General features: G+C 63.0%; 19 protein-coding genes and 2 pseudogenes. 12 read left to right on the top strand and 9 right to left on the bottom strand.

All coding sequences use genetic code 11. The features are described from left to right. The first annotated feature begins 142 nt into the window (after positions 1 to 142). From FJ425_RS03630 to FJ425_RS03615, 4 genes and pseudogenes are all read left to right on the top strand, one after another. Positions 143 to 877: a phosphoribosyltransferase gene (locus FJ425_RS03630; RefSeq protein WP_140721821.1), complete on the top strand. Its 735-nt coding sequence runs from the start codon at positions 143 to 145 to the stop codon at positions 875 to 877. Between the two features lie 11 nt (positions 878 to 888). Next, entirely contained in the window at positions 889 to 1212 is a 324-nt protein-coding gene (locus tag FJ425_RS03625) for a hypothetical protein (RefSeq protein ID WP_140721818.1), read from the top strand. 19 nt (positions 1213 to 1231) lie between these two features. Beyond that, on the top strand, positions 1232 to 2203 hold the full coding sequence (locus FJ425_RS03620) for an arginase family protein (protein ID WP_181175784.1): 972 nt from the start codon (positions 1232 to 1234) through the stop codon (positions 2201 to 2203). Between the two features lie 109 nt (positions 2204 to 2312). Further along, a pseudogene (locus FJ425_RS03615) lies at positions 2313 to 3092 on the top strand (alpha/beta hydrolase); the annotation flags it as partial. A 31-nt stretch (positions 3093 to 3123) separates the two neighbouring features. Here the strand turns inward: FJ425_RS03615 and FJ425_RS31925 are convergent. The 8 genes and pseudogenes from FJ425_RS31925 to FJ425_RS03570 form a co-directional block, all read right to left on the bottom strand. Continuing rightward, positions 3124 to 3225 (bottom strand): annotated as a pseudogene (locus tag FJ425_RS31925) (IS481 family transposase); the annotation flags it as partial. Positions 3226 to 3556: 331 nt separating this feature from the next. Continuing rightward, positions 3557 to 4876: an extracellular solute-binding protein gene (locus FJ425_RS03600; RefSeq protein ID WP_140721807.1), complete on the bottom strand. Its 1320-nt coding sequence runs from the start codon at positions 4874 to 4876 to the stop codon at positions 3557 to 3559. 88 nt (positions 4877 to 4964) lie between these two features. Further along, positions 4965 to 5813, bottom strand: coding sequence for a carbohydrate ABC transporter permease (locus tag FJ425_RS03595; protein WP_140721804.1), 849 nt, complete (start codon positions 5811 to 5813; stop codon positions 4965 to 4967). Beyond that, entirely contained in the window at positions 5810 to 6745 is a 936-nt protein-coding gene (locus tag FJ425_RS03590; protein WP_140721802.1) for a sugar ABC transporter permease, read from the bottom strand. The genes FJ425_RS03595 and FJ425_RS03590 overlap by 4 nt, the downstream gene beginning before the upstream one ends. 1 nt (position 6746) lies before the next feature. Next, positions 6747 to 7838: a sn-glycerol-3-phosphate ABC transporter ATP-binding protein UgpC gene (ugpC, locus tag FJ425_RS03585; protein ID WP_140721799.1), complete on the bottom strand. Its 1092-nt coding sequence runs from the start codon at positions 7836 to 7838 to the stop codon at positions 6747 to 6749. A gap of 43 nt (positions 7839 to 7881) precedes the next feature. After that, positions 7882 to 9393 carry an alpha-N-arabinofuranosidase gene (locus FJ425_RS03580; RefSeq protein WP_140721796.1) on the bottom strand — a complete coding sequence of 504 codons (1512 nt, stop codon included), beginning with the start codon at positions 9391 to 9393 and terminating at the stop codon, positions 7882 to 7884. A 183-nt stretch (positions 9394 to 9576) separates the two neighbouring features. Next, positions 9577 to 10503, bottom strand: a complete 927-nt coding sequence (locus FJ425_RS03575) for a helix-turn-helix domain-containing protein (protein ID WP_140721793.1) — start codon at positions 10501 to 10503, stop codon at positions 9577 to 9579. 202 nt (positions 10504 to 10705) lie between these two features. After that, the gene (locus FJ425_RS03570) at positions 10706 to 12178 is read right to left on the bottom strand and encodes a PLP-dependent aminotransferase family protein (RefSeq protein ID WP_140721790.1); all 1473 of its coding nucleotides are present in this window, start codon (positions 12176 to 12178) and stop codon (positions 10706 to 10708) included. A gap of 536 nt (positions 12179 to 12714) precedes the next feature. Between FJ425_RS03570 and iolE the strand changes: the two genes are divergently transcribed. The 7 genes from iolE to FJ425_RS03530 all read left to right on the top strand — a co-directional run bounded on the left by iolE (position 12715) and on the right by FJ425_RS03530 (position 19808). Then, on the top strand, positions 12715 to 13626 hold the full coding sequence (gene iolE, locus FJ425_RS03560; RefSeq protein WP_140721787.1) for a myo-inosose-2 dehydratase: 912 nt from the start codon (positions 12715 to 12717) through the stop codon (positions 13624 to 13626). 27 nt (positions 13627 to 13653) lie between these two features. Beyond that, a complete protein-coding gene (locus FJ425_RS03555; protein WP_140721784.1) occupies positions 13654 to 14751 on the top strand; it encodes an ABC transporter ATP-binding protein in 1098 nt (365 codons plus the stop codon). Continuing rightward, on the top strand, positions 14748 to 16061 hold the full coding sequence (locus tag FJ425_RS03550; protein WP_140721781.1) for an extracellular solute-binding protein: 1314 nt from the start codon (positions 14748 to 14750) through the stop codon (positions 16059 to 16061). The genes FJ425_RS03555 and FJ425_RS03550 overlap by 4 nt, the downstream gene beginning before the upstream one ends. Next, positions 16061 to 16966 (top strand): sugar ABC transporter permease, encoded by a 906-nt coding sequence (locus FJ425_RS03545; RefSeq protein WP_140721778.1) that lies wholly within the window; start codon positions 16061 to 16063, stop codon positions 16964 to 16966. Before FJ425_RS03550 ends, FJ425_RS03545 begins: the two co-directional genes overlap by 1 nt. Next, positions 16963 to 17781, top strand: coding sequence for a carbohydrate ABC transporter permease (locus FJ425_RS03540; RefSeq protein ID WP_095768049.1), 819 nt, complete (start codon positions 16963 to 16965; stop codon positions 17779 to 17781). Before FJ425_RS03545 ends, FJ425_RS03540 begins: the two co-directional genes overlap by 4 nt. Positions 17782 to 17844: 63 nt before the next feature. After that, positions 17845 to 18837 (top strand): inositol 2-dehydrogenase, encoded by a 993-nt coding sequence (gene iolG / locus FJ425_RS03535; protein WP_140721776.1) that lies wholly within the window; start codon positions 17845 to 17847, stop codon positions 18835 to 18837. A gap of 44 nt (positions 18838 to 18881) precedes the next feature. Continuing rightward, positions 18882 to 19808 carry a sugar phosphate isomerase/epimerase gene (locus FJ425_RS03530; protein ID WP_246677866.1) on the top strand — a complete coding sequence of 309 codons (927 nt, stop codon included), beginning with the start codon at positions 18882 to 18884 and terminating at the stop codon, positions 19806 to 19808. A 69-nt stretch (positions 19809 to 19877) separates the two neighbouring features. Here the strand turns inward: FJ425_RS03530 and FJ425_RS03525 are convergent, their stop codons facing one another. Next, positions 19878 to 20987, bottom strand: a complete 1110-nt coding sequence (locus FJ425_RS03525) for a Gfo/Idh/MocA family oxidoreductase (protein ID WP_140721770.1) — start codon at positions 20985 to 20987, stop codon at positions 19878 to 19880. Positions 20988 to 21144: 157 nt separating this feature from the next. On the opposite strand from FJ425_RS03525, the gene FJ425_RS03520 reads away from it, so the two are divergent. Next, complete coding sequence (locus FJ425_RS03520; protein ID WP_176477064.1) at positions 21145 to 21990, top strand: MurR/RpiR family transcriptional regulator; 846 nt, start codon at positions 21145 to 21147, stop codon at positions 21988 to 21990. Positions 21991 to 22098: the final 108 nt, after the last annotated feature.

The raw sequence follows: 22098 nt of genomic DNA, 5'->3' as shown, positions 1-22098 counted from the left end.
CGATCCACCTCGCGATCGAAACTATTCTTGGAACGTCGAGACAGCGAGCGAGTTCCAAAATGATACCGGTGCCGCGGTCATCCCACGGCCGCAGGCTGAAAGGACATGCACCGGGAAAGCAGATGCACGGGGATCGAAGGCCATGGCTACCATCTTTTCAGATCGCCGCGAGGCCGGGCGGCGACTGGCCGGGGAACTCGTTCACTTTGCCGGGCGCGACGACGTGATCGTATTGGCGCTGCCCCGAGGCGGCGTGCCGGTTGGCTACGAAGTCGCGCAGGCGCTCAAGGCACCGCTCGACGTCTTCGTCGTGCGCAAGCTCGGCGTTCCCGGCCACGAGGAACTGGCCATGGGGGCAATCGCGCCCTCAGGCGTACGTGTCCTGAGCGACGAAATCGTCAGCGGCCTCGCGATCCCGCCACAGGTCATCGACGCGGTCGCTGCAAAGGAGGAAAAAGAGCTTCTGCGCCGTGAGCGCCTCTATAGGACCGGGCGGCTCCCGCCGCAGTTGAATGGACGGACCATTATCCTGGTGGATGACGGGCTCGCGACCGGATCGACCATGCGGGCGGGGATCAAGGCGCTGCGAAAAAACCGCGCCGCCCATATCGTCGCGGCCGTTCCCGTCGGTAGCCCCGACACTTGCGACGCGATGCGGGCGGACGCCGACGAAGTCGTTTGCGCGACGACGCCAGAGCCGCTGCTCGGTGTCGGGCGCTGGTATATGGATTTCTCACAGACGAGCGATGAGGAGGTCCGCGCGCTCCTCGCCAGGTCCGCGCCCAAGCCTGCCGCTTCCGACAAGACTGCCGCTTCCGAAGAAGAGTTGGCTGGGCACGCGGCCGCGGGTTCGGCGCGCGGCACCAGATCGCCATAGCGGAGGTAGATATGGACTGGCATAGCGAGCACGTCGTGCATGTTCCCGCGGGGGCTGTCACACTTCAGGGCAATCTTTCGTTGCCTCCGGATGCTCTCGGCCTTGTGCTCTTCGCCCATGGCAGCGGAAGCAGCCGCCACAGCCCGCGCAACCACCACGTTGCAGCAAGGCTGAACGAGGCGAACCTCGCCACCTTCCTCATCGACCTTTTGACGGCCGAAGAGGAGCGGGTCCACGGCCCGACAACGGCAGCTGACTCTATCTACTTCACTGCACTGAAGAACCTTGCGGCGGAAACAGAGTCGGCAGGATCGGTTGCTAAGTACAGCCAATGACATGACTAGGAGAACCGGGATGGCATTCAACACAATGATGCGAGCCGATGCGACGGCAACGCGCCGAATCGCGCTGATTGCAGCACCCTCGAACCTTGGGCTCATGCCGCAGCCCGGCGAGCGCGAGCCTGGCGCGCGGAAAGCGCCCGACGTGCTTCAGTCGCTCGGCATCAGCGAGCGGTTGGGGGCAGAGTCTTCGCGGACAGTTTCCGCTCCGCCTTATAGTCCCGAGGTCGATGCGACAACCGGCGTACGCAATGCGCCCGCGCTCCGTCGCTATTCCGAGACGCTCGCTGACGCTGTGGGCGAGGAGCTGAATGCCGGACGATTTCCTCTTGTTATTGGCGGCGACTGCAGCGTCCTGCTCGGCCCCGCTCTCGCCCTGCGCCGGCGTGGCCGCCACGGCTTGATCTTCTTTGACGGCCACACCGACTTCAAACTCCCGGCGACGTCGCCATCGAAAGGAGCGGCAGGGATGGACCTGGCTTTTGTAACTGGTCACGGGCCGGCTCCTCTGGTCGACTTCGGCGAGCACACACCACTATTCCAGGAAGCTGATACCATCGCATTCGGCTATCGAGATCTGCGGGACCCGGCGACGTACACGTCAAAAGCTCTATTCGAGACGCAGGTGCAGCGAATGGACTTGACCGAGGTGCGCCGCCGCGGCGTTAGCCATGCGGCGCGCGCCGCCCTTGACGCGGTCGGAGGAGATGCCGTCGAGGGCGTGTTTATCCATTTCGATGTGGATGTACTCGACAGCGAGATCATGTCTGCCGTCGATACACCCGAACCCGGAGGTTTCTTGCCGGCAGAAGCCGTCGAGGCGCTACGCACGTGGTGTGCCGACCCGCGCGTGATTGGAATAGAGGTGACGATCTATGACCCCGATCGCGATCCGGATCGGCGTTGCGGCAAGTTGCTGGTCGACATACTGAGCGCCGCGCTATGCGGGCACCGACAGCATCTGAATGAAAGGTTTGTGACATGACCAGTCTTGCTGAGAGGACGCGAGTCGCGAAAGGAGCCGAAACGCTGTGGCGAATGATTGGAGCACGAGTGATTTCGATCCCAGTGAAAATCTGATCAGGAGAAAAGCCATGGATTGGCAGATGCCCGGGCGGTTCGACTTCAACGGTGATGAGATCGCCTGGGGCGTCATTGGCGAAGGGCCGCCTGCGGTCGTCATGCATGGCTCGCCATTCTCTTCGCTCGTATGGCGGCGGATCGTGCCATGGCTCGCGCGGCATCGACGGGTCTTCTATTACGACATGCTCGGCTATGGACGCTCGACCAAGCCCGAGGGCGACGTCCTGCACGGCGCTCAGAACAGCCTGTTCGCGGCACTCGTAAACCATTGGGGTGCCGAGCAGCCCGATATCGTGGCGCATGACTTCGGTGGCTCGGTGGCGCTGCGTGCGCATTTGCTTGACGGTGTCGACTACCGCAGCCTCGTATTGATCGACCCGGTCGCGATCAGCCCGCAGGGCTCAGCGCTGGTGCAGGCGGCGAAAGCGCATGGAGAGGTGTTCGCCAGACTGCCCTCCTATGTCCATGAGGCCATACTGCGCGCGTACATCAGCGCGGCGGTCAAGCGCACCTTGGCTGAGGAGGAGATGCGGCTCTATCTCGATCCCTGGCTTGAGGAAGAGGGGCAGAAGGCATTCTGGCGCCAGATCGCTCAAATGGACGACAAATACAGCGAGGAGGTCGAACGGCGCTACGGCGAGATTCGCTGCCCAGTGACGATCCTGTGGGGCGCTGAAGACGAGTTCATCCCGCTAAAGGATGGGGAGGAACTCGCGAGGCGTATTCCAAACGCGTCATTCACGGTTATCTCCAACGCCAAGCACCTCGTCCAGGAAGATGCGCCCGAAGCAATCGTTGCCGCAGTGCTCGACGTCTGGCATGAGCACGCGTCAGGTTCGGGACTGTCGGCAGCAGCGCATAATAGCAATCGTTGAGCGGCAGCAGAGTGTTCCGCTGAAAGGCAACGACGACACCCTCTTCGTCATCGTTCGGGATGACTTGCCCGGCAGTGATTCCACGCAAAGCAGTTCGCGCGGGCCGTTGACGACACATTCAAACGGGAACGCGATCAGACTGAAAGCGGCGCCAGCCGCCGAACGACGAGATGTCGGAAGCGCCCAGCAAGCCCACGGATTCCACCAGGAAGCCTTTGGCGCTGCTGCCGTCGTTCGCGGCTGACGATCGCAAGCCAAATCGGCGGGACGTGGCCTGAAAATTTCCCACGGTCCTAAGAAGCGGGTGCTGCTTCATTTGCCAAGAATGCCCGCGGCGCCTCCGGCCGCGGGCATCGAGAGCGTTCTCGAGAAACCTGCGGTCAAATGTTGGCGAGCAATTCGTTGACGCGGCTTTCCATGTCGGCAAGCGCGGCATCGACGTCCTTCTGGCCGGTGATCGCAGCGCTCATCTCTTCGCCCACAATGTCCTGGATCGCAAACTGGCGCTGCACCGCCGACGGCAGCGGCCTGCCGAGATCGGCGACCGCGGCGATGGTATTGCGATGCGGCAGCGCCTTGAATGCGTCCGAGGCGATGATGGCTTTGTAAGCCGGCAAATGGCCGGTACGCGACCAGTCGAAGTCATGGTCGGCGAAGAACTTCAGGAACTTGCCGATAGCCGCGGTCTGTTCGGGTGTGCGGTCCTTCTGCGAGACTGCCCAGGTGTGGCCGTCGGCATATTGCGCATGGGCGCCGGCAAATAGCTGCGGATAGGGGTAAACCGCATAGCCGCCCTTGTTGAGGGCCGTGCCCTTGGTTTCGGACTGGGCGTTGTTGTCGCCGACGACCCACGTGCCGTTGAGCTGCACGCCACCTCCACCGGCAAGGAAGGCGTTGATGGCGCCGCCGTAGTCGAGGTCCTTGGTGGTGTAGTCCTTGTCGAAGATCGCCTTGTACATCTCGACGACCTTCTTGGCTTCCGGCGTGTTCAGCTTCACATGCTTTGGATCGGCGAAGAAATCGGAATTCTGCTGGAAGAGATAGGTATAGAGATTGCGCGTGTAGAGCGCGGTCTCATTGGCCAAGTTCTGAACGAAGTAGGGCTTGCCGGTCTTCTGCTTGAACTGTTCGGCCTGGGCGAGCAGCTCCTCGGGCGACGTCGGAAGAATCGGCGTGCCGTCGGCATTGACGAGGCCAGCCTGTTTGAAGAGATCCATGTTGATGTGATAGAGCATCGTCCAGCTGTCGATCGGCAGGCCATAGATCTTGCCGTCCTTGGTGGCGCCGTTGCGCGCCGCGTCCGTGAAGGCATCGGGTGTGACGCCGACGGACTTCAACAGATCGTCAAGCGGCATCAACAGCCCCTTGGACTGGTAATCCGAAAGCGCGGATTCATGGATCGTGACGATGTCGGGAGCATCGCCCGAAGCGAACTGCGCGGTCAGCTGGTCATAGCCCGGCCATTCCACGGTGCTGACGCTGACGTGGACATCGGGGTTGTCGGCGTTGAACTTGTTGATCAGCGAGGTGATGATGCCGCATTCGCCTACTGCCTTGGCGACATCGGTGTTGGTGCCGAAATCGGCATCGCAGGCACCGAAAAAGCGCTGCACCGTCAATTCCGTCGCTGCAAGGCTCGGGCTTGCGAGCATCAGCACGCCCGCCGAGACCGCTGCAAACAGGACTTTCTTCATTTTCATATCAGTTCCTCCTACTGAGTCTGCGCCACTCCACGCTGGACTGGCTTCATGCTTCAATCGCTGCGACGCCCGCCGTCAGGCAATCTCGTCATCGCACCGCAGCGCCCGAGACGGCCGTGACGATGTATTTCTGGAAAAACAGGTAGACGATCAGGATCGGCGCGCCGGCGAACACCGCCTGCGCCATCAGGAAGCCGATGCCTTCCGACTGGGCGAAATTGGTCTGTGTCGAGGCCATGCCGACCGTCAGCGTGTACATATCCTTCTTGGTTGCCGAGATCAGCGGCCACAAGTAGTCGTTCCACGCGCCTAGGAAGGTGAAGATGCCGAGGGTTGCCTGGGCGGGCACCGTGAGCGGCAAAAGAACCTTCCAGAACGTCCTGAACCGGCTGGCATTGTCCAGCATGGCGGCTTCGTCCAGTTCCTTCGGGATGGCCTTGAAATACTGGGTCATCAGGAAGACGCCGAATGAAGCCGACAGGCCCGGGAGAATGAGCCCGTGATAGGTGTTGTGGAAGTTCAGCATGCTGAAGATCTGATGGCGGGCGACAAGCACGGCCTGTTCCGGAACCGCCAGACCGAAGAGGACGATCACGAACAGGACGTTTCGGCCGGGGAAATTCAGCCGTGCAAAGCCGTAGCCGGCAAGCGACGACAGGATCAGCGTTCCGAGCGTCAATCCTCCCGAGACGATGATGCTGTTGAACACCCAGACGAACACCGACGAGGTGCCGATGGTGTTGACGTAGTTCTTGAGTGTATAGGGCGCATGAAACACCGAATTCGGATTTGCCATCAGCTCGGCATTTTCCTTGAGCGACAGGCCGATAACCCACAGAACCGGCGCGACCATGACCAGGGAAAGCAGGATGACCAGAGCCAGCAACACGCGGTCGCCGAATGCGCGTCCCTTGATGGAAATGGCTGGAGCCCTCATGCCTGACCTGCCTTGCTGCGTGTGACCAGGTACTGGGCCATGGCCGCCATCAGGATCAGGATGAACAGCACCTCCGAAGCCGCGGCACCCATGCCGAGATCCCAGCGACGGAACGCGGTGTCATAGATGTAGAGCACGATCGGCTTGGTCAGGTTGTTCGGACCGCCGCGTGTCATCAGCCAGGCCTGGCCGAACAGCTGGAACTGCAGCACGATCTGGACGATGACCACCAGGACGAAGGTTCGTTTGATCGACGGCAGCGTAATCGAGCGTAACGTCTGCCAGCGATTGGCATTGTCCAGGGCTGCCGCTTCGTAAATATCCTGCGGAATCTGCTGGAGGGCGGAGAGAAAGAGCATCATCGGCAGGCCGATGCACCACCAGACGGTGGCAATGGCGATGCCGATCATCGCCAGGCTGGGATCGGAAATGAAAGCCGGGGCGGTTGCGCCGAACCATCCGTAGATCGTCGACAGCAGGCCGACATTCGGAATGAACACGATGCGCCAGATCAGTGTGACGATCGTGACCGACAGCACCGAGGAAGAAAAGAACAGGGTCCGCAGCACCGCGGCGGTGCGCGTGCGGCGGTTGAGGCAAAGCGCGAGAAAAAGACCGATCAGTGCCAGGGTCGGCACCGTCAGAAGCACGAAGTAGAAGGTATTCCAGACCGATTGCAGGAACACCTTGTCGTGAAACAGCCTGATATAGTTGCCGAAACCGACGAAGTTTCCGGATGAGAACGTGTCGGCCTTGTGGAAGCTCAGCCACATTCCCCAGAACAGCGGGACCAGCAGAAGCATCGTGAAGAAGAACAGGAACGGCGCGACGAAAATGAAGTTTCGCCATTGCGGCGCGTAGATATCGATGCTTGCAGCTCTGACGCCGGCGGCCGGAAGCGCGGTGGGCGGCGTCGCCCGTCGGTCGTCCATGTCACACCTCCCTCGCATGCCAGGCGCGACCGGTCTCGCCGAACAGATGCGATTTGCGGCCGTCGAAGGCGAGCCCGACCTTGTCGCCGACCGCGACGCGGCTGTTGCCGGCATCCGAGCCGACGATCTGCTGGCCGTCGCCGAGCCGGGCGTAGACCAAGGTGCGCTCGCCGAGCCGCTCAAGCACATCGACCACGCCATCGGCATTGCCCTGCCCGGCGGGAACGATGCGCACGTCTTCCGAACGGATGCCGAAAGTGTATTTGCCGTCGATCGTCTGGTCGGAGGCGATCTCGGTCTGAACCGCTATGCCGTCTGCAAACCTGGCCGTGGCGTTCCGGCTTGATCTGTCGAGCATCGCCTCGACAAAATTCATCGCCGGTGCGCCGACGAAGCCTGCGACGAATTTGGTCGCCGGGCGGTCGTAAATCTCCATGGGAGAGCCGATCTGCTCGATCTTGCGATTGTTCATGACGACAATGCGGTCGGCGAGCGTCATCGCCTCGACCTGGTCGTGGGTGACGAAGATCATCGTGGATTGCAGGCGCTGGTGCAGTTGGGCAAGCTCGATGCGGGTACGGGTCCGCAATGCCGCATCGAGATTGGAGAGCGGCTCGTCGAACAGGAAGGCCTTCGGCTCCTTGACGATCGCACGGCCGATGGCGACGCGCTGCCGCTGGCCGCCGGAGAGCTGGCCCGGCTTGCGCTCGAGCAGGTGCTCCATTTCGAGGATGCGGGCGCTCTCCTTTATGCGCGCGTCGATGAGGTCGCGCGGCATGCCGATATTCTCAAGCCCGAATGCCATGTTGTCGCGCACGCTCATATGCGGATAAAGCGCATAGGACTGGAACACCATGGCAATGCCGCGCTTGCCCGGCGGCAGATGATCGATACGTTCGTTGTTGATGGCTATCTCGCCGGTATCGACAGTTTCGAGGCCGGCGATCATGCGCAGAAGCGTCGATTTCCCGCAGCCGGACGGCCCGAGAAACACGATGAATTCGCGTGCCTTGATGAAGAGAGACAGATCATCCAGCACCGTCATGGCGCCGAAATGCTTGCTCACATTCCTGATCTCAATATCGGCCGTCACGTCGAGGCTCCTCCTCAGCCCATGCACGACGATGCGCCTGAAGTCAGAGCTTCAGGCGCACCATCTGGTAGGAATAGGGCGGCAGCGGCAGGCTCAATTTGCCGCCCGCCAGCGAGGCGCCGGTCCCCTTCCTGGGCCCGACATTGCTTGGGTTCTGCGCCGAATTGACGGCTTTCAGATCCGCATGCGCCATCAGCTGATGGTCAACGATGTCAGCCGCGCCGAAGCCCGCTATGTCGATCGCGGTTTCGATTTCCTCGCTCGAATGGCGGTTGACGGCAAAGAAGGTGACATGTCCGGTGTCCGTGTCATGCACGCCGGCGACGTCGACATATGAAACCTCGCCGGCGACGGTGGAGCTGTAGGTCGGGCTTTCCACCTTGAGATCCAGCGCATTGCCGCGGCCGTAGATCGAGGCATAGAGGTAAGGATAGAAGATCGTCTGACGCCATGCCGGACCGTTGGGAACGGTCATGATCGGCGCGATGACGTTGACCAGTTGCGCCAGGCACGCGATCTTGACCACGTCGGAACGACGGATGAAGGTGTTGAGGATCAGGCCGACCTGCAGCACGTCCTCGAAATTGTAGATGTCTTCGAGCAATGGCGGGGCGAAGGGCCAGCCCTCATTGCCGCCAAGGATCTTCTTGTCCTGCTCCTTGGAATGGTACCAGACATTCCATTCGTCGAACGAGATGTAGACCTGCTTCTTGGAGCGCTTCTTGGCCTTGATATAATCGATGACGCCGGCGACCGAGACGATGTAAGCGTCGAGCTTCTCGCTCATGGCAAGATAGTTCGGCGCGTCATTGGCTTCATTTTCGAAATACATGTGCAGCGAGATGTAATCCACCTCGTTGTAAGTATGATCGAGAACGGTCGCTTCCCATTCCGGGTATGTCGGCATCTTGGCATTCGACGAGCCGCAGACCACGAGCTCGAGCGACTTGGAGAAGGCACGCATCGCCTTGGCGGTCTCGTGGGCAAGGCGGCCATACTCGTCGGCGGTCTTGTGGCCGATCTGCCAGGGGCCGTCCATCTCATTGCCAAGACACCAGAGCTTGACGTCGAAGGGCTCCCTGCGGCCATTGGCGATGCGCTTGTCGCTCCACTCGCTGCCGCCGGGATGATTGGTGTATTCCAGAAAGTTGCGGGCTTCATCGAGGCCACGCGAGCCGAGATTGACGGCAAGCATCATCTCGGTGTTCGCCGAGGCGCACCAGTCGGCAAATTCATGCAGACCGACTTCATTGCTTTCCGACGTGTGCCAGGCAAGGTCGAGGCGCACCGGGCGTCCTTCCTTGGGGCCGACGCCGTCTTCCCAATTGTAAGCGGATACGAAATTGCCGCCGGGATAGCGGACGATCGGAACCTTGAGCTCCCTGACAAGATCGATGACGTCGCGACGCATGCCATTGTCATCCGCCGTCGCGTGACCGGGCTCATAGATGCCGGTGTAGACCGCCCGCCCAAGATGCTCGATGAAGGATCCATAGAGCCTGGGATCGATCTTCGAAACGATATAACGCGGATGCGCCGTAACGGCCGCCTTCATGCATTCCCTCCGAGAATATCATAAATGATGATCTAAATCACCTTATTAGATATCAAAGGGAAACAGCATCCATTCGTCAAGCGAAAACCAGCAAAAGTCTGACAATTGACCGGCAGCCTCAGTTGCAAATGCAGTTAAGTGGCTGAAATCTCTGCACCATTTTTGAGACCCGATTTGGTGATATCAACCGGTTTTGATCCTTAGCAGAATGTCCTGGTCGTAATTTCCAAATCCCTTGCCGAAAATATTGATTCCGCCAGGACGCTCGGCGTCGTCCTTGACGCCAATACGAACCCGGATCGAATGATGGCCCTTGAGATCGAGAGCGGCGAGGCTGGTCTCGGAAATCCTGACACCGTCGACATAGGTTCCGTCAGCGGAAACCCGCCAGTTCTTCAGCTTGCCATATTGCGAGCCCTTGAGCTTCCACCAGGAGGGCGTGAAAACGCCGCGCTTGTCGCCGAAATCGCCAGGTGACGTCCAGGTGCCGACGTCGACGCCATTGATCGTCAGCGTGATGTCGGAGGGCCAGTCGGCGCTGGTGCCAGGCACTTCCGAGGACAGTTCCGCCACCAGCTCGAGCTCGGTAATCTCGGTATTGGCGAGCTTGGCATTGTTGGGGAACTGATATTCGACAAAGCCGCGCGTGAACCACAACAAACCGGCCTTCATACGGTCCGGATCCAGGAAAGTGTTGGGCACATCGAGCAGGCCGATGATCCCGTCCGGCGAACAGAGACCGCAGGGCGCGGTGACCTCGAAGCCGGTGTAAAGCCCGATCGGCATCGATACTTCGATCGCGTCGTTCTTGACCGCTCGATACTCACTCTTGAAGACCACGAGCACTTCCTCGGCGGTCGGATAGCAGATCTTCTGGCTGCCTTTCTTCGCCTTCTGGTTCTCGGTGCGGATCAGGCCCGCATCCTCAAGCACCTGGATATTGGTCGAGACCGTCGACTGCGGCAGCGACAGCACGGAGGCGATTTCGTTGACATTCATCGGCCCCTTCTCATGCAGCAGCCTCAGCATGGAAATGCGCGCCGAAGAGGCAAGGCCCTTAAGGACGGCCATGCCCTCCTCAGGGTCGATCACCAGAAAATTGCGACTCAATGGATTGCCAGCCTATGCGATTTGCACCCGAAATCAGCTTGTATATCGGGATAATTGATTCAATCAATGCGGCGCGGCGCTCCATGCACCTTTTTGGTTGAGCGACCGCGAAGAGGCGATTTGCTCCTCGGCAGGGTTGCCGCCCCGTGCAACCTGGCCAAGCAGGACGTCGGGCGCGCCGTTTGCCGGCGCTGTGAAGCCCTCACCCCAGCGTCTCGCGGATCGCCGCCGCTAGCCGCTCCACCCCGTCCCGCGTCTGCGCCGCATCGCACGCCGCGTAGCCCAGCACCAGCCCTTGCGTCGGGGCCGTGTTCTGGAAATATTTCGACAGCGGCGAGACGTTGATGGCCCTTCTCGCTGCCGCCTGGCTGACCTCGATGTCGTCGATGCCTTCTTTCAGATAGCCCACAACCTGGATGCCGGCTTCGGCGGGAGAGAGTGTGATCTCGTCGCGCAGGCGCTCGGTCACGATGTCGCGGAAGAGCTGGCGGCGCTGGGCGTAGATGCGGCGCATGCGCTTCAGATGCCGGCTCATATGGCCTTCGGTGATGAAGTCGGCCAAGGCGGCCTGCAGCAGCAGCGGCGCGAACTGGCCGGTGGTGGAAAGCGCGTTGACTATGCGGCCGGCAAGCTCCGGCGGAAGCACCATGAAGCCGAGGCGCAGCGCCGGGAACAGCAGCTTGGCGAAGGTGCCGACATAGATGACGCGGCCGGAACGGTCCATGCTCTGGATCGCCGGCACGGGGCGGCCCTGAAAGCGGTATTCGCCGTCGAAATCGTCCTCGATCACCCAGGCGTTCGCGGTCTCGGCGATGTCGAGCAGGCGCAGCCGCTCCTCCATGCGCATGGTGATTCCGAGCGGATGCTGGCAAGCCGGCGTCACATAGATGAGGCGGGGTGAGAAATCCGGGGCATCGAGCCGCCAGCTGCGCTCCTGGTCGACGGGGATGGGCAGGATTCTTGCGCCGGCCACGGTGAAGGCGGCCTTGGCGCCGTAATAGCCGGGCTCCTCCATCCACACCGTGTCGCCGGGGTCGAGCAGCAGGCGGGCGAGAAGGTCGAAGGCGGCCTGCGCGCCGGTGGTGATGACGATCTGCTCGGGACGGCAGCGCACACCGCGCGCGGAATAGAGATAGCCGGCGATCGCGTCCTTCAGCGCCGGATGGCCGGTGACGTCATAGGTGCCGAACAGCGTCTCGCCGCCATGGCTGGCGCGGCGCGCGACCAGCCGGCCCCAGACGCCGAAGGGAAAGCTCTGCGCATCCGGCATGCCGGGGTGGAAGGCGACGTGTCCCGGCCTGCCGTGGTGATAGGGCTGGCTGAGCAGCTGCTGGCCGCGCAGCGAGGGCTGGCGCAGCGGCACAGCCGGATCCTCGGCCGGCGTCGCGCGCGGGCCTTCGGGCAGGTCGACGATGACCGGACGGGCGCCCTGGCGATTGGCGAGATAGCCTTCGGTGACGAGCTGGTCATAAGCCGCGACGATGGTGTTGCGGCCAAGGCCGAGCTCGGCGGCCAGAGCGCGGGTGGAGGGGAGCTCCGAGCCGGGGGGAAGCGTGCGGTTGCGGATGATGGCGACGAGGCCGTGATAGAGCTGGCGCGAGAGGTGCTCGGGGCTCGAGCGGTTCACGGCCAGCATGTCGAGCGGGAACGCCTGGGGCTTGGAGTGGGGACGCATCGTTTATCCCCGCCCGTGGGCGCAATGGCAATGGCGTGCCGCGACACGCTTGTCCTGCAAGGTCGAGTTCCTTCGCCCCCCTCTCTGTCCTGCCGGACATCTCCCCCTCAAGGGGGGAGATTGGCAGTTCAGGCGCTTCGCTTTTCTTTGCGACGTCGGCGATTGGCGAAAGCCGGCGCGACATCCGATCTCCCCCCTTGAGGGGGAGATGGCCGGCAGGCCAGAGAGGGGGGCCTCGCGCCGACGATCAATGATTTCGAGGTTGCCCATCTATCCATCCTGCCACACCCGCCTCTCCGCACAAACTGGTTCCTTCATTTTTCGCAAAACTGGCCCTCGCGAGGGAGACAGAGCGGCGTAGACTTCGCGCAATGACGTTGGGGCAAGACGTCGACAAAGCATGTGAGGCGCGGCGCCGGGAGGGCGTCTTGCCGAACGAAACGGCAGGGTTTCGCCCCGTCGCCGGCAATCGCAGCCATCTCCTCCCGAGACCGGACACCCCGCAGCCATCACGGCTGCGGGGCGGAAAGCGAGCAATGACGACAGTTCGACTTGGCATCAACCCGATCACCTGGACCAATGACGACGTGCCGGAACTGGGCGGCGACACGCCGCTCGAGACCTGCCTCAGCGAGACCGCGGAGGCCGGCTATGCCGGCACCGAGCTTGGCGGCAAGTTCCCGCGCGACAGCCGCGCGCTCAGGCCCATCCTCGACCACTACGGGCTGGCGCTGGTCTCCGGCTGGTATGACGGCCGCATCTGCGAGAAGGAGGTGGACGCGGAATTCGAGGCGATCCGGCCGCATCTGACGCTGCTTCGCGACCTCGGCGCCAGGCGCGTCGTCTATGCCGACACCTCGCGCGGCCGGCATGGCGCGATCCACGAGCCGATCTCGCAGCGGCCGAAGCTGATGGACGGGGAATGGAAGGCCTATGGCGCCAAGATCACCCGGCTCGCCGAGCGGTTTTCCGATTTCGGCGTCGGCATGGCTTTCCACCACCACATGGGCACGATCGTCGAGACCGACGCGGAGATCGACAGGCTGATGCATGCAACGGGCGAGGCGGTCGGCCTGCTCTACGATACCGGGCACTGCGCCTTTTCGGGCGGCGACCCGGAGCAATTGCTGCGCCGGCATGTCGAGCGCGTCATGCATGTCCATTGCAAGGACGTGCGCCCGGCCATCTTAAAGAAAGCGCGCGAGGCCGACATGAGCTTCATGGGCGCGGTGATGCAAGGCATCTTCACCGTGCCGGGCGACGGCGCGATCGACTATCCGACGCTGCTCAAGATCCTCGCCGACCAGGGCTATTCCGGCTGGCTGGTGGTGGAGGCCGAGCAAGATCCGGCCAAGGCGCATCCCTTGACCTATGCCACGATGGGGTATCGGAATCTGAAGAAGCTGGCCGAGGGCGCGGGCTTCTATGTCCACGAGCGCAAGGCCTGAAGAAAGTATGGGGCGCCGGGGAGGGAGATGAGCTCGGTTCTGTACCAAAAGGTGGTCAAGAATTTCGGCGCGCTCAACGTGCTGCGATCGCTCGACCTTGCGGTGCCGGACCACAAGTTCCTCGCCCTGCTCGGCCCGTCGGGCTGCGGCAAGACGACGGCGCTGCGCATCCTGGCTGGGCTCGACATGCCGACCGCCGGCAAGGTCTTTATCGGCGAACGCGACGTCACCCGGCTGCAGCCGCGCGACCGCGACATCGCCATGGTGTTCCAGAGCTACGCGCTTTATCCGCAGATGACGGTCGCCGAAAATATCGGCTATCCGCTGTGGATACGCGGCACACCCGAGGCCGGGCGAAAGGCCAAGATCGGCGAGGTCGCCAGCGTGCTCGAGATCGGTCATCTGCTCGACCGCCGACCGCGCCAGCTCTCGGGCGGACAACGCCAGCGCGTGGCGCTGGCCCGCGCCATCGTGCGCGACCCGGCGGCCTTCCTGATGGACGAGCCGCTGTCCAATCTCGACGCAAGGCTGCGGCTCACCATGCGCGGCGAGATCAAGCGGCTCTGCCAGCGCCTCAGCGCCACCACAATCTACGTCACCCACGACCAGGTCGAAGCCCTGACGATGGCCGACTTCGTCGCCGTCATGCATGGCGGCGAGCTGCAGCAGATGGCGCCGCCCATCGAGATATATGACCGCCCGGCAAACCGTTTCGTCGCCACCTTCGTCGGCAACCCGCCGATGAACATCCTGCCGGCGGCGCTTTGCGAGCAAGGCGTCATCGTGGCCGGCAAGGTCGTCCCACTGGACGCCGCACGGCTTGCTGCCTGCCGCGCCGCCTCCGTCGCCGAAATCGGCCTCCGGCCGGAGGACTGCAGCGCTGCCGCCGTCGACACGACTGATGCCCTGCCCGGCGAAATCTACGTCGTCGAGCCGATGGGCAACGAGACGCTGGTCAATGTCCGCCTCGAAGGCGGCAATGTCTCGGTTCGGGCCGGCCGCGATTTCAGGGGCGTGGTGGGTGAAAGCATCGGCGTCGCCTTCGACCCGGCGAACGCCTGTTTCTTCAATTCGGACGGCCTGACAGCCGTCCACAGGGTCAACAACAATGGGAGAGTGACATGATGCATTCAAGCAGACTTACTCGCCGCTCCGTCATCAAGGCCGGGCTTGGCCTGGCTTTGGCGACCACCGCCCTCACCACGCTTGGCCTGCCGATGCCGGCCCGCGCCGCCGGAAAGAAGGTGATCATCGGCGCCTTCGCCGATGGCGGCCTGACGCCGTTCAAGGAAAAGATCATCCCGCTGGCCAAGGAGCAGGGCTTCGACATCCAGTTCCTCGAGGATGAATACGGGGTGACGCTCGAGAAGTGGTTCGCCGACGCCCAAAGCGGCGCCGGCCAGTATGACCTCTACCTGCTCGACGATCCATGGGTGCCGCAGTTCGGCGCCGCCAACGTGCTCGAGGACCTTGGCGCCGGAGGCATCGATGGGTCGGACAAGGACTGGATCGGCGCGATGATCGACATGGGTTACTGGCCGCCGCAGAAGGGGCCGCGCGTCAAGGGTTTCGAGAACGCCAAGCCGACGCTGATCTGCGTGCCCTTCGTCGGCGACCTGCAGACGCTGACCTATCGCAACGACGTCTTCACCGGCGGCGCGCCGAAGACCTGGGACGAGGTGATCGCCAAGGGCAAGGAAGGCGTCGCGGCCGGCAAGATCAAATACCCGGTCGTCTTCCGCGGCGTTTCCGGCAACCCGATCGTCACCAGCTGGTATCCGGTCTTCCTGTCGTTCGGCGGCTCCTTCTTCGACGACAAGTGGAACCCGATCTTCAATTCGGCCGAAGGCAAGGCCTCGGCCGATTTCTTCGTCGGCACGATGAAGCAGAACGCGCCGAGCGGGGTGGTCGAGTTCGACTCCGACCAGGAGGGCGCTGCGATCCTCGGCGGTGATGCCGGCGCCATCATCCAATATTCGGGCAACGCGTTGAAGGCCGACGATCCCGCCCAGACCAAGGTGGCCGGCAAGCTCGATTTCGGCGTTGTGCCGAAGCAGGAAAAGGCGATCGCCCAGATGGGCATATTCATCGCCGGCGTGCCGAAATCGGCGCCCAACAAGGCGAACTCGATCGAGTTCCTGAAGTGGTATGTCAGCGCCGAAACTCAGGCCAAGCTTTCGGAAGCGGGCTCGATCCCGGTCAAGCGCAGCGCCTTCGGCATCGCCAAGCCCGGCAACCGACTGATACCGGTCGCCCTGCAGCAGCTCGACGCCGGCGCGCTGCCACGGCCGCGCACCCCCGACTGGGCGAAGGTCGAGGAACTGCTCGGCATCGAACTCAACAAGGCCCTGCAGGCCGGTTCCGGCGGCGGCGCCGCCTTGGACACGGCGGCCAAGCAGGTCAAGGACTATCTGACCACGGCCGGGTACTACTGATGCAAACCGGCACGCAGGCACGCAAATATCGCCTGCAGGGGGCGGGGCTCGACCTCGCCCTCCCCTATCTCATGCTGGCGCCGGGCCTGACGATCGTGCTCGGCGTGCTGGTCTATCCGCTCTGGGACGGGCTGCGCGCCAGCACCAGGGCTTACCGCTATGGTTCGCCGGTCTCGCATGTCGGCTTCCGGAACTATGTGCAGCTTTGGAGCGACGCGCAGTTCCTGAATTCGCTGTGGGTCACGGTCAAGTTCGTGGCGCTTGCGGTTTCCGTCGAGGCGGTGCTGGGCTTCGCGCTTGCCTTGTTCTGCCTGCACGAATTCCGCGGTATCCGGCTGCTCAGGACGGTGCTGATCATTCCCATGGTGATCACGCCGGTCGTCGTCGCCATCCTGTTCAGGCTGATCTACGCCAGCGACGCCGGCATGCTGACCGCGCTCTCGGAGGCCATGGGTGGCGGCGGGGTCCAGATCCTCGGCAACCCGCTCAATGCCTTCATCGGTCTTGTCGTGCTCGACGTCTGGGAATGGACGCCGCTGATGTTCCTCATCCTGCTCGCCGGCCTTCAGTCGCTGCCGCACGAGCCGTTCGAGGCGGCGCGCGTCGACGGCGCCGGGTCCTGGCGCGTCTTCGCCGATCTCACCTTCCCAATGATGCGGCCGGTGCTGGCGGTCGCCATCGTGCTCCGCACCATCGATGCCTTCGGCACCTTCGACCAGGTTTTCGTGCTGACCCGAGGCGGGCCGGGCGAAGCGACGAGGCTGATCTCGATCTATGGCTACGACACCGCCTTCAAATTCCAGCAGACCGGATACGCGGCGGCGCTGTTCGTGACGATCGGCCTCGTCGTGCTCGCGCTCGCCTTCAGCGCCATCAGGCTCCTGCGCAGGATCGACGCGTCATGAGCACCCGCCTGGCGCGCATCCTCACCACCATTTTCGTGCTGGCAGTGGTGCTGCTGCCGATCTACTGGCTGGTGTCCACCTCGCTCAAGTCCAACCGCGAGATCACGCAGGAAGGCACCCTCTATCCGCATGTGCCGACGCTCGACAATTACGTCAGGCTGTTCACCGAAAAGCAGTTCGGCTCCTACCTGACGAACTCGGTGGTGGTCACCTTCTTCTCGGTCGCGATAGCGCTGGTCTTCGGCGCGATGGGCGCCTACGCGATCGCGAGGTTCCGCCTGCCGTTCGCCGCGGAGCGCAAGATCGGGCTCTTCCTCCTGACACTGCGCATCATCCCGCCGGTGGTGATCCTGATACCCGTCTATCTCCTGATGCTGAGCCTCGGACTGCTCGACAGCTGGCTCGGACTGATCGCCACCTACACGGCCTTCAACGTCACCTTCTGCGTCTGGATGATGGAGAGCTTCTTCCGCGAGATCCCCGTCGACCTCGAGGAGGCGGCGATGGTGGACGGCGATTCGCGCTTCGGCGCCTTCCGCCGCATCACGCTGCCGCTGGCGGCACCCGGGTTGGCGGCCACCGCCATCTTCGCCGTGCTGGTCACCTTCAACGAATTCCTTTTCGCGCTGGCGCTGACCGCGACGCCGCGGGCGATGACCATGCCGCGCGGCACCGCCACACTCATCGGGCGCATCGATACCGACTGGGCCTCGATGGCCGCCGCCGGCGTCATCGGAGCGTTGCCGATCGTGTTCTTCGCACTGCTGGTGCAGCGGCATCTGGTGCGCGGGCTGACCATGGGCGCGGTGAAATGATGCCGCTTGGGCAACACGAACCGGCCGGCAGCGCTGGAGCGACCTGATGGGAAAGTCGAACGCATGATGGATGTTTGTCTGTTCGGGGTGGGGCTGATCGGCCGCGTGCATGCGAGCAATCTCGCGCGCCACCCGAAGGTGCGGCTACGCTACGTCGTCGATCCCAATCGCGAGGCGGCCGAGAAGGTCGCCGCCGTAACCGGCGCCGAGATCGTGAACACCGAGCTCGTTATGAACGATCCGTCGGTGAAGATGGTGTTCATCGCATCGGCGACGCGCACCCACGCGGAGCTTGCCATGGCAGCGGCCGCGCATGGCAAGGCGATCTTCTGCGAGAAGCCGATCGATCTCGACCTGAAGCGCACCGACGAGTGCCTGGCCGCTGTGGCGAAGGCCGGCGTGCCGTTCCAGATCGGCTTCAACCGCCGCTTCGATCCGAGCTTCCGCGCGCTGAAGGAGCGCCTCGATGGCGGCGAGATCGGCGCCGTCGAGCAGGTCATCATCACCAGCCGCGATCCCGAACCGGAGACCGAGGAAGCGCTGGCCGGAGGCGGCGGCGTCTTTCGCGAGATGACCATCCACGACTTCGACATGGCGCGGAATATGCTTGGCGAGGAGCCGGTCGAACTTTTCGCGACCGGCTCCTCGCTGGTGGCGCCGCAATACAGGAAGCTCGGCGACTACGATACCGCGATGTTCATCCTGCGAACGGCGTCCGGCAGGCAATGCCACATCAACAACAGCGTCAGGGCCGCCTATGGCTATGACCAGCGCATCGAGGTGCACGGCGCCGACGGCATGCTGCAGGCCGGCAACCGGCTGCCGACCTCGGTGGAATTGTATGGCGGCAAAGCTATATCGCGCGACAAGCCCTACTACTTCTTCGTCGAACGCTACGCGGAATCCTACGCCGCCGAGATCGATCACTTCATCACCTGCGTCGAAACGGGCAGGAGCCCGGCGGTCACGGCCAGCGATGGGCGCAAGGCCATGATTCTTTGCGAGGCGGCGCTTGCGTCAACTCGGTCCGGCAGGTTCGAACCGGTGAAACTCTAATCGGCGAATGTGAGGCAAGCGGGAGTCCCGAAATGAAGATTGGCATGATCACGGACAGCCTCGGCAACCTGTCCTTCGACGAGATGCTGCGCGCCTCGGCCGATCTCGGACTGGAGACGCTGGAGTTCGCCTGCGGCAACTGGTCGTCGGCGCCGCATATCGACCTTGCGGCGATGCTGGACAATGCCGCGACCCGAACCGAATTCGTCGCCAAGGTTCGCGATCATGGGCTGACGATCGCGGCGCTCAACTGCTCGGGCAATCCGCTGCACCCGGGGCCGCAGGGCAAGCAGCATCGCCAGGTGACCGAGGACACGATCCGGCTCGCGAGCCTCCTGGGCATCGACCGCGTGGTGATGATGTCGGGGCTGCCAGGCGGCCCGGGCGACGCCAACCCCAACTGGATCATTACCGACTGGCCGCCCGAATGCGCCGACATCCAGCGCTACCAGTGGGACGATTGCATCATTCCCTATTGGCGCGATCTCGTCGGATTTGCGAACACTCTGGGCATCAGGAAGCTTTGCCTGGAACTGCATGGGCATCAGGCCGTGTACAATGTCCAAACGCTGTTTCGGCTGCGCGATGCGGTCGGCGAGACGGTCGGCGCGAACTACGATCCGAGCCATCCGATGTGGATGGGCGCGGATCCCATTGCCGCCGTGCGCAAGCTTGGCTCGGCCATCTATTATGTCCACGCCAAGGACACACGCATCGAACCTATACCGGCGGCCATCGACGGAACGCTCGATGCGCGCCCGCCAAATCATTATGCGGAAAGGGCCTGGAATTACATCACGCTCGGCTATGGCCACGGTGAAACCTGGTGGCGGCAGTTCTGCACCGCGCTGAAGCAGGCCGGCTATGACGACGTGCTGTCGATCGAGCACGAGGACATGATGCTGTCGCCGATGGAAGGCATGCGCAAATCCGTGGCGCTGCTGCGCAACGTCGCCATCAACCTGGCCTGAATGCTCAGATCCCGTCTTGCATTGGTAGGTGATCGCCGCCCGTTGCGGCGGTCTCGATGGTCGGCAGCCCTATCTCACATCGACCCAGCGCTGCTCCTGGAACGAACGGGCCATGGCATGCACGGTGCGCTCGATCTCCAGCCCCTCGTCGAAGTCGATGATGCGGGCCGGCTTGCCGGCGATGCGCATCAGGAGCTCGCGGCATTCGATCATCTTGAGGTCGTTGAAGCCGAGGCCGTGGCCAGGCGCCGGCAGGAAGGAATCGTAGGGCTTGTGGTGCGGCGCCACCAGGATGGTTCGGTAGCCCTGCTCGGTCGGCCGGTCGGCGGTGAGGTAGAGCTGAAACTCGTTCATCCGCTCCTGGTCGTAGAGGATCGAGCCCTTCGAGCCGAAGATCTGGATGGCAATGCGGCCCTTGCGGCCCCAGGCCGAGCGGTTGACCAGCAGCGAGCCGGCAACGCCGTTCTCCAGATGCATCAAGACGCTGGCGATGTCATAGGTCTCGACCGCGCGGCGGGCGCCGGAAGCGGTCTTGCGGTCGGGATAGGGTTTGACCATGTCGCACATGACGCGCGAAACGCGGCCGAACAGCGCCCTGATCAGCGACAGCGGATGCACGGCGAAATCGTCGAGCGCACCATAGCCGGAAGAGGCCTCGTGCTTCCAGAAGAACAGCGCTTCGGGGTCGGCCATGAAATCCTCGTCCATCTCGATGCGCACGAGGTTGACGTCGCCGATGATCTTTTCCCCGAGCAGAGCGCCGATATGGCGGATGGCGGGGTTCTGGATGTAGTTGTAGCCGAGCACGGCGACCTTGCCGGATGTCTTCGCGGCCTTCGCCATTGCCTCGGCCTCGGCGAAACTCGGCGCCATCGGCTTCTCGCACCACAGATGCTTGCCGGCCTCGAGGATGGCGATCGCCATTTCCGGGTGGAACTGGTTCGGCGTGGTCAGCGAGACGATCTCGACGTCCGGGTCCTCGACCACGGCGCGCCAGTCGCCGGAGCCTTTTGCGAAGCCGAACTCGGCGGCTTTGCGTTTGGCAAGCTCGTCGTTCACCTCGCCCAGATGCACCAGTTTCGGCTTGTCGACATCGGGAAAGACCGTGCCCACCGCGTTCCAGGCGATGGCGTGGCACTTGCCCATGAAGCCCGTGCCGATGAGGCCCACTCCGACCATGTCGATTGTCTCCAGGATAAAGGAAAGTATGTGTGGATGAATTAGTCCATTTTAGTAAAGAATGGAACATCTAAATCATTTTTTATGGTGTTCTTGCGCGAACTCGCTATGATGAGGCAGGAGAGGGACAAACCTTATGAGCGTGGGCGGAGCGACGATGGACGAACGGGTGCCTCGCGATTTCGAAACGCTGCGCGCGACGATCCTGGACAGGCGCGCGAGCCTGCCCAAGCGCATCGCGCAGATCGCCGCCTATGCGCTGGACAATCCCGACGACATCGCTTTCGGCACGGCGGCGAGCATTGCCGCCTCGGCCGGCGTGCAGCCCTCGACGCTGATCCGTTTTGCCCAGCAGCTCGGCTTCGACGGCTTCACCAGCCTGCAGCAGGTTTTCCGCGAGCGTCTGCGCGAGCGCAACTCCTCCTATGACGAGCGGCTGGCGGCGTTGCGCGCCAAGGCCGAGGAAGGCCGCGGGCATCGGGCGATCTTCGACGGCTTCGTCGCCGCCGCCAGCACCTCGCTGGGCGATATTTCGCGTTCGCTCAACGATGCCCATTTCGAGGAGGCCGTGGCGCTTCTGGCGAAAGCCGAGACGATCTATGTGCTGGCCAAGCGCCGCTCCTATCCGGTCGCCTCCTACATCGCCTATGCGCTGGGCAAGCTGAAGATCCGCAACCAGCTGGTGGAATCGGCCGCTGGGCTGAACGCCGAGATGATCGGCTTCGCCACGCCGCGCGACGCCGTCATCGCCATCAGCTTCTCGCCTTACGCGCCGGCGACCATCGAGGAGACGCGCTCGATCGCCGAGCAGGGCGTGCCGATCGTGGCGATCACCGACTCGTCCTTCTCGCCGCTGGCGCAATTCGCCAAGGTCTGGTTCGAGGTCGCCGAGGCCGATTTCGGCGGCTTCCGCTCGATCTCGGCGACGATGGCGCTGGCCATGGCGCTGACCGTCGCCGTCGGCGAGAAGCGCCGCGAGGCCGGGCGCCGGCGCAAGGGCTGAGCCTCCCGGACGAGCGCTTTTCGGCTCGGGAATGCTCATTCCATATTGACTGTAGATTGGAATTAATATTTCATATTGACGACACCACGCCGTCGCCGGCGCGTGCTG

The sequence above is a fragment of the Mesorhizobium sp. B2-7-2 genome (assembly GCF_006440775.1).
GTDB lineage: Bacteria > Pseudomonadota > Alphaproteobacteria > Rhizobiales > Rhizobiaceae > Mesorhizobium.
Note: the sequence above shows the minus strand (reverse complement) of the source record. Positions and strands in the feature narration are given on the sequence as shown.

Excerpts from the sequence above, each read along its gene's own strand:
- FJ425_RS03630 (WP_140721821.1), top strand. The coding sequence starts at position 143 with ATGGCTACCATCTTTTCAGATCGCCGCGAGGCCGGGCGGCGACTGGCC.
- FJ425_RS03625 (WP_140721818.1), top strand. The coding sequence starts at position 889 with ATGGACTGGCATAGCGAGCACGTCGTGCATGTTCCCGCGGGGGCTGTC.
- FJ425_RS03620 (WP_181175784.1), top strand. The coding sequence starts at position 1,232 with ATGGCATTCAACACAATGATGCGAGCCGATGCGACGGCAACGCGCCGA.
- FJ425_RS03600 (WP_140721807.1), bottom strand. The coding sequence starts at position 4,876 with ATGAAAATGAAGAAAGTCCTGTTTGCAGCGGTCTCGGCGGGCGTGCTG.
- FJ425_RS03595 (WP_140721804.1), bottom strand. The coding sequence starts at position 5,813 with ATGAGGGCTCCAGCCATTTCCATCAAGGGACGCGCATTCGGCGACCGC.
- FJ425_RS03590 (WP_140721802.1), bottom strand. The coding sequence starts at position 6,745 with ATGGACGACCGACGGGCGACGCCGCCCACCGCGCTTCCGGCCGCCGGC.
- FJ425_RS03580 (WP_140721796.1), bottom strand. The coding sequence starts at position 9,393 with ATGAAGGCGGCCGTTACGGCGCATCCGCGTTATATCGTTTCGAAGATC.
- FJ425_RS03570 (WP_140721790.1), bottom strand. The coding sequence starts at position 12,178 with ATGCGTCCCCACTCCAAGCCCCAGGCGTTCCCGCTCGACATGCTGGCC.
- iolE (WP_140721787.1), top strand. The coding sequence starts at position 12,715 with ATGACGACAGTTCGACTTGGCATCAACCCGATCACCTGGACCAATGAC.
- FJ425_RS03555 (WP_140721784.1), top strand. The coding sequence starts at position 13,654 with ATGAGCTCGGTTCTGTACCAAAAGGTGGTCAAGAATTTCGGCGCGCTC.
- FJ425_RS03550 (WP_140721781.1), top strand. The coding sequence starts at position 14,748 with ATGATGCATTCAAGCAGACTTACTCGCCGCTCCGTCATCAAGGCCGGG.
- FJ425_RS03545 (WP_140721778.1), top strand. The coding sequence starts at position 16,061 with ATGCAAACCGGCACGCAGGCACGCAAATATCGCCTGCAGGGGGCGGGG.
- FJ425_RS03540 (WP_095768049.1), top strand. The coding sequence starts at position 16,963 with ATGAGCACCCGCCTGGCGCGCATCCTCACCACCATTTTCGTGCTGGCA.
- iolG (WP_140721776.1), top strand. The coding sequence starts at position 17,845 with ATGATGGATGTTTGTCTGTTCGGGGTGGGGCTGATCGGCCGCGTGCAT.
- FJ425_RS03530 (WP_246677866.1), top strand. The coding sequence starts at position 18,882 with ATGATCACGGACAGCCTCGGCAACCTGTCCTTCGACGAGATGCTGCGC.
- FJ425_RS03525 (WP_140721770.1), bottom strand. The coding sequence starts at position 20,987 with ATGGTCGGAGTGGGCCTCATCGGCACGGGCTTCATGGGCAAGTGCCAC.
- FJ425_RS03520 (WP_176477064.1), top strand. The coding sequence starts at position 21,145 with ATGGACGAACGGGTGCCTCGCGATTTCGAAACGCTGCGCGCGACGATC.